Source organism: Pedobacter sp. 05T44 (assembly GCF_056395985.1).
The window spans coordinates 247,136-260,759 of record NZ_JBFTKO010000008.1; the positions used below are offsets into that span (position 1 = coordinate 247,136).

The window sequence follows — 13,624 nt, forward strand, 5'->3', positions numbered from 1 at the left end:
CATCAATTAGAATTCATGAATTTTTTTTATTGCAGAACGAGAACGAAACTTAGTATTTGTATAGTCCTTGCACTTTTCGGAATAACTGACATAGCCAATGCACAAAGCAAAAACAGTCAAAAGTTAACGGATTTTGTAGACCCATTTATTGGGTCGGGCTCACACGGACACGTTTTTATTGGAGCCAGTGTTCCTTTTGGAGGCGTGCAAATTGGCCCCGATAATTTTTATAAAGGCTGGGACTGGTGTTCGGGATACAATTATCAGGATAGCGTAATCAGAGGCTTTGCGCAAACCCATTTAAGCGGTACCGGAATAGGCGATCTTTCTGATATTGCCATTATGCCTTATACAGGAAGTGCTAAAACAGATAAGGGCCAGGAAAAGGTTCCGGGAAGTGGCTATGCTTCACTTTTTTCCCATAAGAATGAACAAGCAAAACCAGGTTTCTATTCGGTAAAACTGGGAAACGGCGTCAATGTAGAGTTAACCGCGTCCGAGAGGGTAGGTTATCATCGGTATCATTTTCCTGCAGGAAAAGAGGCACATGTGATCATCGATTTAAAAGAAGGTATTAATGATCAGTCTACCGATACCCATATTGAGCAGGTTGATGATTTTACATTCAAAGGTTATCGTAAATCATCTGGCTGGGCTAAAGATCAATGGATCTATTTTGCCATAAAATCGTCAGTAGCCATAAAGAACTTTGCATTATACAATAACAATACGCTTTTAAAAGATAAGGCGGCAACTGATAAAGCAATAAAGGGGCTCTTTAATTTTGATCAGGCACCTGCTCTTTTAGAACTTAAGGTTGGAATATCGCCTGTAAGTTCAGAAAATGCACTTGATAATATCACTGCAGAAATCCCAAAATGGAACTTCGAGCAGATCGTAAAACAAGCAGATGATAAATGGAACAAGGAACTATCCAGGCTTACGGTTGAATCTAAGAACATCACAGAAAAGAAAATCTTTTATACAGCGATGTATCACACTATGATCAACCCATCATTGTTCAATGATCATAATGGCGATTATCGTGGCGCCGATAAAAAGGTATATAAAAGTGGCTCGTTCGCTAATTACAGTGTTTTTTCAACCTGGGATACTTATCGGGCAGCTCATCCGCTCTATGTACTTACACAGCCTAAACGTGCTGCTGATATGATAAATTCAATGCTGGCCATTTATGATCAGCAAGGGCATTTACCAATCTGGCACCTTATGGGAAATGAAACAGGTACAATGGTAGGTATGGCAAGCAGACAGATTGTTGCCGAGGCCTATCTTAAGGGGATAAAATTTGATGGCGAAAAGGCCTTTGAAGCTTTAACAAACAGTTCAGAAGTGAATTTACTTGGCCTGGAGTATGCTAAAAACTTTCAGGTAATACCTAGTGATAAAGAAGGAGCTTCAACCGCCAAAGGAATGGAATATGCAATAGGGGACGGAAGTATTGCACTAATGGCGCAAAAAATGGGAAAGGGAAATGAGTATAACAACTTCAAAAAACGTGCTGAGAACTATAAGCTATACTTTGATCCGGCTGATAAATTCTTTAAAGGAAAACTATCAGACGGCAGCTGGACTCCTGGCTTTGATCCGTTTAAAAGTAAAAACGTACTTTACTCAGAAGGAAATGCCTGGCAATACAACTGGCTTGTTCCTCAGGATGTAAACGGTTTAATCGGTTTGCTGGGCGGTAAAGAAGCCTTTAATCAGCGGCTTGATCAATTTTTTACACTACCATTTCAGGACGAGGGAGGGTTGGAGGATATGACGGGGCTGATTGGGCAGTATGCTCATGGAAATGAGCCTGGGCACCACATTCCTTATCTGTACAACTACGGTGGACAGCAATGGAAAACGGCTGAAAAGGTAAGACATATTTTAAAAGAAATGTATCATGATCGTCCAGATGGCATCATCGGAAATGAAGACTGCGGACAAATGTCGGCATGGTATGTATTTTCGTCTTTAGGGTTCTACCCTGTATTTCCGGCCTCTGGAACTTATGCCATCGGGAGTCCGTTATTTGACAAAGCCACAATTAATTTAGAGGGCGGAAAAAAATTCATTGTTGAATCTGTAAGCAACAGCGACAAGAATATTTATATCCAAAGCATTCTATTGAACGGGAAAAAATATGAGGAAAGCTATTTACAGCATGCCGATATTATGAAAGGTGGTACACTAAAAATTACAATGGGAAGTAAGCCAAACTATAATTACGGCAAATAACCATTACCCCAGTATTTCCTGAAAGGTTTTATTAAAGCTTTCTGCATAAATGGCTTTATATTCTTTATTGAAATTCTCGAATATAGATTTAGCCAGAGAGTGCTTACCTAAAAATACAAGAGCCTGGCATTTAATTGCCATGGCTTCTTCATTTACCGGATCAAAGTTAAATACACAATCCGCTAAAGATATTAAAAATTCAGGATCATCCGAGATCTTCATGCTTGCCGCCATATGGAGGTAAGTATCGATGATCTCGTTTGAAATTTCATACTTCAAAGGATCCAGCCAGCTGTATTCTGCATTTGAAAGAAACCCACCCCGAGATACAATTTTTGTAAGATCTATGATCTTGTTTTTGTTGATGTCGGTTTTGCTTTTAACAATATTCAGATATTCTTTATAGTCTATTCTGATCTTGTCGTAATCGATCAGCATTTTCCAGTAACCGGTCTCTTTAGATATCTCACAGCTATCCATGCTTTCCAGAAGCAGCTTCAGCTTTGCAATACTAACAGATCTGTTATTCCTGGCGCTGCCAACAGACTTGTCGGCCCATAAAATCTCTTCCAGTTTTTCTGAACTAACGCCTCGTCCCCAGCGCACGGTAAACAATAATATTAGCAGGAAAAGCTCTTTTATTACTGGGGTAAAGAGCTTGGTAATATCTTTTCCTTCTCTGTCAAATAGCTGAAGGTCGCCAAACAGAAACATGGTATTTCTTATATCATCAGGCATATCAGTATTTTCTTGCTTTATGTTTACCAGTTCAGGTTCTTTAAGGGTTATTACCGGTACTTTAACTGAGGGCTTAGCTAATGTCTTTTGGTTTCTGATTCGTTTGTATCCTAAATATAACATGCACAGAATTAGCGCTCCTGAAATTACCATATACCAGTTTATTGTAAAACGGGGTGGGGTATTGTGCACTGCCTGTTGTATTTCGGGAGGGGCATGTAAAGTATAGATCTTAACGGAGGAACTGTTTGCTTTCTGATCATAATAAAGCAATACGGCTACAAACTTTTTGCTAACCTTACAATAATACAAGTCTGCAAACGATGATATGTCGTGGAAAGTATAAGGAATGCGGCTGCCTACAAATTCATAGGAAGGATTTTTAAGCGATCCCTTGATCATAGCCAAAGAAGAATTAAATATGTGGTTTACAAACGTGAGGGCATAAAAAGATTGTTCCTTCTCATCAATAACCATGGAGTTTGCGAAAGCGAATTCTTCCTTTCCGGGATTCAGCTCAAATAGCTTTTTGAAAGTTTTGTGTTCAACATCATAAAAGCTGAGGTCGTAGAGGTTCTTTGGATTCAGAATCTGCTGACCGGTCGTACTTCCATATCCTCCAAGTATGTAAGCGCCGTTTTTCGTTGCACCCAGTGCAGCAAGGTAGCGTGGAGTAAAATCTCCGCTTGTTTTAACCGAACTTAGTTTTTTATCTTTAAAATGATAGCGCTGAACATCTCGTTTATAGTTATAATGTCCATAGCCCCCAATAAAATACAGACTGTTGTCATTTGCAGAGTAGAACTTGTTTAAATGCCAGAAATTTGTAGGTACGTTTTCGCCAGTATACTTGCTATCCCATGTGTTATTGCTAAAATTGAACCCACTCATTAGTGAAAAATCTACATAGAAATTTAATAGCCCCAGTTCATTTTGATAAATAGATTGATTTCCATAAAGCATTGGCTGCAATCCGGATTTATAATCGGCGATAGTTGTTTTTTCCGTTTTTACATCGTAAGTCTGCAAGGATTTTTCAGTTACTACAAATACCCGTTCGCGATCAGCATCAAAGGCAACACTTGCCGATCCTGCAACCTCAGCAGATTTAACGAGTTCCCATTCAATGTGCATTTTTCTAATCCAGTTCGGATTAATTACTCCGGCATTTTTTCCTTTAATCTTTTCTGTTGCACTTAATCCGGTATATTCATTTAATGGCCAGTGATGTGTTAGCTTGTCATCCTCAGTTATTTTTATCTCTTTGATCTTCATTGGCGGCACATCCTTCACTTCATGTTCCTTATAATTATTGGCACCAAAGCAGATTCTGTAACAATTCTTTTTTAAGGGGATTTTCTCACGATAAACTTTGCCATCAGCGGTAAGAACCAGTTCCTGGTTTTCCTGATCAAACCTGAGCTTTATGTTGTACCAGTTTTTAAACAGCTTGTCTAGTTTTATATCGAACTCAATGTTCGACATCTTATCACCTATAACCAACTTAAGATGGTTTTTTGCCTCCAGGCTTTTATCGTATATAAGGTCGATGTTTCGTTTTTCCTGATCTACAATTCGGAATATATAACCAAAGTAATCGGTATGGCCTGTCATAAAAGAAAAATCGAACGATAGCTCAAAGGTGTTATTGAAACATAGTGGATCAGCAGCGGTCAGGTCCAGTCCTGTTCTTTTTTCCTGTATAGTCTCATGCCCCGTAAAACAAAGGCCATAATACTGTGCATTTGTGATCTTCGGAGTTATAAAAAGAAAGGCAAAACAAGTCAGGTAGAATTTTAATCCCATAGTCATATCTGGTCTCGCTAAGATAAGCAAATTTGGCAAATCCCCTTCCAATATAGCTTCTATGTGGAATATGAAATTTTTTCTAAGATTTTTTCTCCAACTAAGACATTTTTAAGCCTTTTTTAAGGCTATTAAATTACTTAGTGTTTAAATAAACCAAATATTAAACCAAAACTAAGTATGAAAAGACTACTATTTTTCTTACTCGCATGTTGTATTACAACCTATACATATGCGCAGAACATTACCGTAAAAGGTAAGGTTACGGATGCCGCCGGCGGGCCTTTAATTGGTGCCGCGATAAAAGTGAAGGGAAGTTCAGGAGGAACTTCAGCCGACAATAACGGAGAGTTTTCTATCTCTGTTCCCACAGGTTCTTCTCTGTTAATTTCCTTTGTTGGTTTTCAACCTAAAGAAGTGCAGGTTACAAGCGGCGGGCCATTAAATATTATACTTTCTGACAGCGGTAACAGCCTTGGAGAAGTGGTTGTTGTAGGGTATGGTACACAGAAAAAAGCCACCCTTACCGGATCCATTGCCTCTGTTTCCAATGCCGAGATCTCAACAACCAAAACACAGAACGTACAGAACATGCTAACCGGTAAAGTTCCCGGGCTTCGTGTTGTACAAAGAACATCAGAGCCTGGTGTTTTTACCAATCAATTTGATATCCGGGGCTTTGGTAATCCGTTAATTGTTATTGATGGGGTACCGCGCGATAATATTACTCGTCTTGATCCTAATGAGATCGAGAGTATTTCAGTTCTAAAAGATGCAGCTGCTGCGGTGTATGGAGTAAGAGCTGCTAATGGGGTTGTACTCGTAACCACCAAAAAAGGGAAATCTGGCAAGCCGGAAATTACTTATGCTGCTTATTATGGTCAGCAAACACCAATCGGATTGCCTGAGCCTGTAGGTGTAATTGACCGTTTCACGCTAATGAACGAGAAGACCATGCATAGAGTTGATGGACCTGTACTAACGTATAACGATGAAGATTTTGCCCCTTATCGTAATGGAACAAAAACAGGTACCAACTGGTATGACATGACAATGCGTGATTTTGCACCTCAGTTCCAGCAAAACCTTAGTGCCAGTGGCAGTTCAGGTGATACTAAGATAGATTATTTCATTAACCTTGGTTATGCCAGGCAAGAAGGAATCTGGAAAAGCAATTCCTTAAAATATGACAGGTATAATCTGCGCTCTAACTTAAACGCCCAGATCTCTAATCGTTTAAAAGCCTCTTTAAAACTTAACGGTATTTTAGAGAATAAAATGAATCCTAAAGTTCCTTCCTGGCAGCTGTTTTCGCAATTATGGAGAGCACAGCCAAACGAAACCTATTATGCAAATAATAATCCTGATTATCTGTATAAGCCAGTTTTCGAACATCCCGGAGCAAATTCAGATAGTGATTTATCGGGTTACCAAAAAGACCAGAACAGCTGGTTACAGAGCCAGTTTTCATTAGACTATCAGGTGCCATATCTTGATGGATTAACCGCAAGGGGATTGTTCTCGTACGATGCCAGAAATAACAATTTTAAGGATTATAGAAAAGGTTATAACGTATATGATTATAATGCAGCAAGCGATTCTTATACCGCCTATAATAAGAATGGTCCCGATCAGTTGCTTAGAAGGTATAGCACAACACCTAACTCATTATTGCAACTCTCGTTGAATTATGTAAAAAGTATAAAGAAACATAACATAAACGCCTTAGTACTCTACGAAGAAGGTACTTCGAGTGCCGATAATTTTTTTGCACAGCGTGATCTTGCCTTGCCTGTTGAATACCTATTTGCCGGAAAAGCACTAGGCCAGGTGGCAAATACCAATATTGACGGTGTATCTGAAACAGCAACCAGAGCTGTAATAGGCAGATTGAACTATGATTTTTCAGGGAAATACCTTGCCGAGTTTAGCTTTCGTTATGATGGTTCTTCGAGGTTTTCTGATAAGAAACAATTTGGGTTCTTTCCGGGTGCTTCTGTTGGATGGCGCATATCTGAAGAATCTTTCATGAAAAATAATTCATCACTGTCATTTATCGATAACCTGAAAATCAGGGCGTCATATGGTATTATGGGCGATGATGGAAACGTAAGGTATCAGTTCCTTTCGGGCTACGATTATCCGTTTAATGGAAACAGAGAAGCACTTGGTGGGGGTTATATGTTTGATGGCGGTTTTGTTAACTCAGTTGGCTTTAGAGCAGTACCAAATCCAGACCTCACATGGGTAGAGGTTAAAACAACCAATATCGGGTTAGATGCTGAATTGTGGAAAGGCAAACTTGGGATTACATTTGATGCATTTAAACGCCGCAGKGATGGACTTTTAGGCAACCGTTTGGTAACTGTACCCGGTTCATTTGGTGCAAATATGCCACAGGAAAACCTGAATAGTGATGAAACGCGCGGGCTTGAACTTGCATTAAGTCACAGAAATAGGTTCGGAGAGCTGGGCTATAACATCAGCGGAAATGTATCGTTAACACGTACTAAAATTATTTATGAAGAACTTGGACGTGCAGGAAATTCACAGGAAAACTGGAGAAACAACAAACTCAACCGCTATAATGATGTATGGTTTGGCTTTGGGTATGTAGGACAGTTTCAATCATTTGAGCAGATTGCCAATTATAACCAGTTTACCGGTAGAGGTACACTTCCTGGCGATTACATTTACGAGGATTGGAACGGCGACGGGACTTTTGATGATCTGGACCGTTATCCAGTTGCTACTGCCATTAATCCAAACAGTACCAGTGCTGATGGAAACGATGCCCGGCATAACTATCCATTGCTAAATTTTGGGCTTAACCTTGGTTTCGATTACAAGGGTTTTGATCTGAACCTGCTTTTCCAGGGCGGCGCGATGTCTTATGTTTCCTATCCTGAAGCCTTTAGAGAGCCATTGGCCTTCGATGGAAATGCGCTGGATATGTTTATGGACAGATGGCATCCTGTTGATCCCAAAGCAGATCCTTATGATCCCGCCAATAAATGGGTACAAGGATACTACGCTTATACGGGAACGGTTATTAACGACAATTCGCGCAGGGCGATTCAAAATGGTGCTTATATGCGTTTAAAGAGCGCTGAGCTTGGTTATTCACTTCCTAAAAAAATACTTACAAAAATAGGGATACAAGGATTACGCGTATATGCCAACGGATACAACCTGCTAACCATTACGAAGATTAAAGGATTAGACCCCGAGCGCCCTTCAGAACTTTATGGGTACATCTATCCAATCAGCCGTACAATTAATTTCGGAACAAGCATTAGCTTTTAATAAGGATCCAGACAAATGATTATGAAACAATTAAAATATATAGCATTTATGCTTCTTTTTGGAGCAGTATGCGCTTGTAATAAACTGGACATTGCCCCTGTAAATATTGTACAGGATAAGGATCTGTTCACAGATGCGGGAATGCAGGCCTATATGGCCGCTCTCTATAGCCGCATGCCTATTGAGGATTTTAAATACAGTGCCGGCGATGGCACAGAAGGGTTTAATACCTGGAATCAAATCGCCTTACCCATGTTAAATACCGGAGAAAATGCCAATCGAAACAACGGAGGTTTTGTAAATCCTGCCAGAGGGTACTGGAAAAGCGGTTACCAGGTTATTCGCTATTCCAACTATCTGATCGAAAATTTACCTGCTTATGCCGCGTCACTAACACAGCCAAAGGTTGATAAATGGATAGCTGAAGCACGTTTTATTCGTGCTTTTACATATTTTGCTTTGGTAAAGCGTTACGGAGGAGTACCTATTACAAGTCAGGTTCAGGCTTTAAATGCCAACGTAGAAGAATTGCAGATTCCAAGAAGCAGTGAACAGGAAGTTTATGATTTTATACTGGCAGATCTTGATTATGCCATTACAAACATGAATGAGGCAAGTGAGCAAAAGGGACGTGTAAATAAGAATATTGCTGCGGCATTTAAATCGCGCGTTGCGCTTTTTGCCGGTTCAAAGGCCAGATATGGTACTCAATATGTTGTTGATGGCATAATGCTTAATGGCATTCCGGCGGCAAAGGCCAATGATTATTTTAAATTAAGCTTTCAGGCTGCAAAAATGATTGAAGGTAAGTATTCTCTTTATAAAAAAACATGGTCGCCCACAGATAAAATTGCTTCTGCAAATAATTATGCTGCACTTTTTCTGGACACGGAGAGTCCCGAAACGATCTTCTCAAAAGGTTATTCCTTTGTAGAAAATGTACATAGTTTCGATGCAGTTTATTCGCCGCCACACATGACTTCAACTTATGGCGATCGTTTTAATCCTACTTTGGATTATGTAGAGCTTTTTGATGGATTGCCAAAGAATTCACGTGGCGAGATACAGACCACTAAGCCTGATGGAACCTATATCGTATATGATTATGTAGAACAGCTTTTTGAAAATTGCGAGCCAAGGTTAAGAGGCACAGTTTTATTGCCGGGCCAGGCTTTTAAAGGACTGCGTACCGATCTTCGTCGCGGAACATTTATCGAAAGTATAGATCCGGCCACCCCTATACAAAAGTTGGTGCCAGAGGGTTCAACAGCAGCTTATTCTTCCAATCCATTTTATAATCCAAACGTAAAACAGGCAGGAACATGGAATAGTCAGGTGCCAATTGTATTGTCTACTGGGCAGTCAATTAACCCTACTGGCCTGGATGGCCCAACTTCTTCAAACAATGCCACCGTTACCGGTTTTCATGGACGCAAATATCTAAATCCAAATGTTTCAGCGGCGCTTACCAAACTCCATGAGTCTACTCAGTCGTGGATTGAAATCAGATATGCAGAAGTATTGCTAAACCGTGCCGAAGCAGCGTTAGAACTTGCACAGCATGGTGTAAATAACTTAGACGGTGTTGACCTTCAAAATGATGCTTTTGTACAAATCAATGCCATTCGTGAGCGGGCAGGAGCGGTATTGTTAACAGATCAGGGCGAGCTTTCTGCAGGTGCGGCACTTGCACCGGGAACCGGTGTTGGGTCATATGTACTGGCGCCAACAAGAGGATTGCAGCTTGTAAGGATAGAGCGCAGAAAGGAACTTGCTTTTGAGCATAAGCTTTGGTGGGACATGCTGAGATGGAGAACTGCCGATCTGGAAGTTAATTCGAGAATCTGGAGAAAGCTTAATCCCTTCCTGTTTGCTAAAGGATCGGTTCCTGAAGCGCCAGATTATGTAAAGGGCAAGTATATTTTTGATGCCAGACTGGAAGAGCGCAATTCAAGATTTACCGTGGCTACTAAATATTACTATGAAGCTATTCCGGGTGCTGAGATTGCAGCAAATCCTAAGCTAAAACAAAACGAACAGTATTAACCATTACAGAAATCAGGTATGAAAAAGATATTATTTATGTTATTGTTTTTTGCAGGAGTGGCAGCATTGCATTCCTGTAAAATTGACGATTATGAGGCCCCTTCGGCAGTATTGCAAGGAACAATCCTTGACGATAAAGGACAGGGTTTACAGGCTGAACAAGGCCAGGGGAACACCAGAATCAGAATGGAAGAACTGAGCTGGAGCAGTACACCAACCCCCATGTTTTTAAATATTAAACAAGATGGTAGTTATATAAACAACAAGTTATTTGCCGGCAAATATCGCATTAGCCCAATTGAGGGTCCCTTTTATCCGGTAACAGCAGAGGAAATTGATGTCAAGGGTACAACAACCCACGATTTTCATGTAGTGCCGTATGTAGTTGTAGAATGGGTGGGTGATCTGGTAGTTACCGCCGACAAAAAGATCTCTGCTAAATTTAAGTTTAGCAGAAATGAGGCGCCAGCCGGACAAACCAAACCTACCGTTGCTGATTACAGGTTGTTCGTGTCAACTACAAAGTATGTAGGCAACAATAATTTCGATCCTGCAAATGGTCTGGTAACCGTTATCCCAAATGAAAATACCGAAGTTGCCATCACCACAAATGCAGCAATGAAATATGCCACTACTTACTATGTGAGGGTAGGCGTAAGGGTAAATGATAATTTCAAAAAGTACAATTATACCACAGTAAAAGAGATAACAGTAACCCCATAATTTATTAGGTTAGTTAGTTAAGCGGCGAGGGCTTTGGCTTCCTGAGCCGCTTTTCTTATTTAAAACCTAACTGTACATTTATGTACATAGATTGTACGGAAATGAACAATAAATCGCCGGCATAAATATAAATGGCCGATATTTAGGTGTATGGAGTTGTTTCTGAGAATGGCATATCTTTGGCGTAAGAGATGAAAAACCCCGGATATGTTTTTAATCAACTTTAGAATAGCTTTAAGAAACCTTTGGAAAAATAAAGGTTTTTCTCTGATCAACATTGGAGGGTTAGCCATTGGTATGACCTGTTGTTTAATGCTCCTGATGTATGTGGGTTACGAATGGAGTTATGATAAACAATTTAAGGATATAGACCGTATATATGCTGCTAAACTTACCCTAAATGTAAATGGGAAACTTTTAACAACAGACGCAACCCCAAATAAGCTTGCAGGTGCTGCTTTGGTAAGCTTGCCCTCGGTAGAAACTGCCAGTAGGATAGCTATGGGCGAGTCAACGAAATTATTTGGTACTGCCAATAACAATTTTAAGTTGACTACCCTAAATGTTGACCCTGGCTTTTTGAAGATATTTGATTACAAGTTTATTCAGGGAAACCCCGAAACAGCTTTAAGCGAACCCAATTCGGTTTTACTTACTGCCTCAGCGGCTAAGAGGCTATTTGGAAGTGTGAACGTTTTAGGCAGCAGCGTAAAGTGGGATAATAGTAAGATCCTGAAGGTCTCTGCGGTAGTAGAAGATCTGCCAAAGAACATGACCCATCAATTCGAAGCACTGCAACCCTGGTCATTTTTTGAGCAGGAACATCCCGGAGAGAAGGACAATGGTTGGGGAAGCATTACCTGCTTTACTTTATTCAAGTTAAAAGACAAAGCTAGCTTCGAGGTTACAGATGCTGGAGTAAGACAGTTGATTAAGAAAAATGATAAGGAGACTACTCTCCAGGCTTTTCTTTTTCCCTTTGGCAAATACCATCTTTATGATCATTTTGAAAATGGTAAGTCAGCTGGAGGAAGGATTGATCAGGTAAGGCTGTTCATTTTTCTGGCGTTCTGTGTTCTGCTAATTGCCTGCATTAATTATATGAACCTTTCAACTGCACGATCAGAAAAACGTGCAAGAGAAGTAGGAGTGCGCAAGGCACTTGGTGCTTCCAGAAAAACGCTGATTGGTCAGTTCGTAATGGAGTCACTTGTGCTTTCATTAATTGGTATTTTGATTGCATTTGTACTGCTAGAGGGTGTGCTGCCCTATTTTAATAATCTGCTGGATATCTCTATCCAAATCAATTACAAGTCACCCTACACATGGGTAACACTACTCTCGCTAATCTTATTCACAGGTGTGCTTGCAGGAAGCTATCCCGCGTTTTATTTGTCATCTTTTACACCTGTAAAGGTATTAAAAGGCTTTACCGGAATAGGTAAGTCCTCATTGCCGATGCGCAAAATACTTGTTGTGGTGCAGTTTACCATCTCAATTTGTATGATCGTTTGTGCTATTGTGATCTATTCCCAAATCCAATTCATGAAAAATAAGCCGTTAGGGTTTAACGAGAATAACCTGGTGCAACTGGATCTGGAAGGCGAGTGGTTAAAGCTGCAGAAGCTGGAGATCTTTAAAGCGGAGCTAAAAAATGCTGGCGCGATTGTTTCGGCAACAGAATTTGCAAGTTCATTTACTCAGGGAGGCACCATAACCGGAGATATTAGCTGGCCAGGTAAGGCGGCAAATGATAATTCTATAATAGATTATCGAAGTACAGGTTTCGATTTTGTAAAAACGATAGGTACGACTATGGTGATGGGAAGGGATTTCTCACCTAAATTTGTTGCTGATACAGCAACATCATTACTGCTAAATGAAAGTGCCGTGAGAACGATGGGGCTTAAAAATCCGGTGGGCTCTAAAATTACCTGGGGCGATCAATCGCTAAATGTAATTGGTGTTGTTAAAGATTATACAAACGAACAGCTGGGTGCAAAGTCAAAACCTACCGTATTTTATTGCAACATTGCTCAAAGCAAAGTATTGCTGCTTCGTCTTAATCCGGATCAATCGCTAAGCAAATCAGTTCAGTCTATCAAAGACATTAGCCTTCGACTMAATCCTTCTTATCCCGCAGATCTCCAGTTCGTTAATCAGGGTATGCAGCAGAAGCTAAAAACAGAGCGATTGCTCAGTGTGCTTTCTAATCTGTTTGGTTGTTTTGCTATTTTTATCTCTTGTTTAGGCTTGCTGGGGCTTGCTTTATATATTGCGGAGCAGAGAAGTAAAGAAATCAGTATCAGAAAGGTTCTTGGTGCCGATTTGAAAAGTATTCTTGTTCTATTGAACAAGGATTTTATAAAACTGGTTATTCTATCAAATATGATTGCTATTCCAGCTGCTTATATTATTGCGGTAAGGTGGCTGCAGAAATATGACTATAAAGTTGCCATGACTGCCTGGCCGTTTTTAATTGCTTTATTTTTGTCTGTATTTATTGCCATACTTACAGTAAGCTTTCAAACCGTCAAGGTTGCAAAGGCAAATGCGGTTGATGCATTAAAATATGAGTAAGTTCTGAAACAAGTTCAACAAACATTGTTCCGTCATCTCGATTTCTATGACAAAACCAAATCATTTTTATAAATGGTTTGGTTTTTTATGACGGCAAAGATTCTGTGGATTATTTTGTTTCTAACAGCATTCAGGACACTCATTTTGTTTTTACCATCTTGAACCTTCTGTTTATAAT

General features: G+C 40.0%; 6 protein-coding genes. 5 read left to right on the forward strand and 1 reads right to left on the reverse strand.

Annotated elements, in window-relative coordinates; translation table 11 throughout:
- Positions 1 to 15 precede the first annotated feature (15 nt).
- Positions 16 to 2,247 (forward strand): GH92 family glycosyl hydrolase, encoded by a 2,232-nt coding sequence (locus AC1DDK_RS14845; RefSeq protein WP_337717339.1) that lies wholly within the window; start codon positions 16 to 18, stop codon positions 2,245 to 2,247.
- Between the two features lie 3 nt (positions 2,248 to 2,250).
- On the opposite strand, the gene AC1DDK_RS14850 is transcribed toward AC1DDK_RS14845, so the two are convergent.
- Entirely contained in the window at positions 2,251 to 4,791 is a 2,541-nt protein-coding gene (locus AC1DDK_RS14850) for a Kelch repeat-containing protein (RefSeq protein WP_337717341.1), read from the reverse strand.
- Between the two features lie 180 nt (positions 4,792 to 4,971).
- Between AC1DDK_RS14850 and AC1DDK_RS14855 the strand changes: the two genes are divergently transcribed.
- The 4 genes from AC1DDK_RS14855 (at position 4,972) to AC1DDK_RS14870 (ending at position 13,446) form a co-directional block, all read left to right on the forward strand.
- Positions 4,972 to 8,097: a SusC/RagA family TonB-linked outer membrane protein gene (locus AC1DDK_RS14855; protein ID WP_477633970.1), complete on the forward strand. Its 3,126-nt coding sequence runs from the start codon at positions 4,972 to 4,974 to the stop codon at positions 8,095 to 8,097.
- Positions 8,098 to 8,118: 21 nt separating this feature from the next.
- Positions 8,119 to 10,143, forward strand: a complete 2,025-nt coding sequence (locus AC1DDK_RS14860) for a RagB/SusD family nutrient uptake outer membrane protein (protein ID WP_172661641.1) — start codon at positions 8,119 to 8,121, stop codon at positions 10,141 to 10,143.
- A gap of 18 nt (positions 10,144 to 10,161) precedes the next feature.
- Positions 10,162 to 10,866 carry a DUF3823 domain-containing protein gene (locus AC1DDK_RS14865; protein WP_337717343.1) on the forward strand — a complete coding sequence of 235 codons (705 nt, stop codon included), beginning with the start codon at positions 10,162 to 10,164 and terminating at the stop codon, positions 10,864 to 10,866.
- A 207-nt stretch (positions 10,867 to 11,073) separates the two neighbouring features.
- Positions 11,074 to 13,446 carry an ABC transporter permease gene (locus AC1DDK_RS14870; protein ID WP_172661639.1) on the forward strand — a complete coding sequence of 791 codons (2,373 nt, stop codon included), beginning with the start codon at positions 11,074 to 11,076 and terminating at the stop codon, positions 13,444 to 13,446.
- The last annotated feature ends 178 nt before the right edge of the window (positions 13,447 to 13,624 follow it).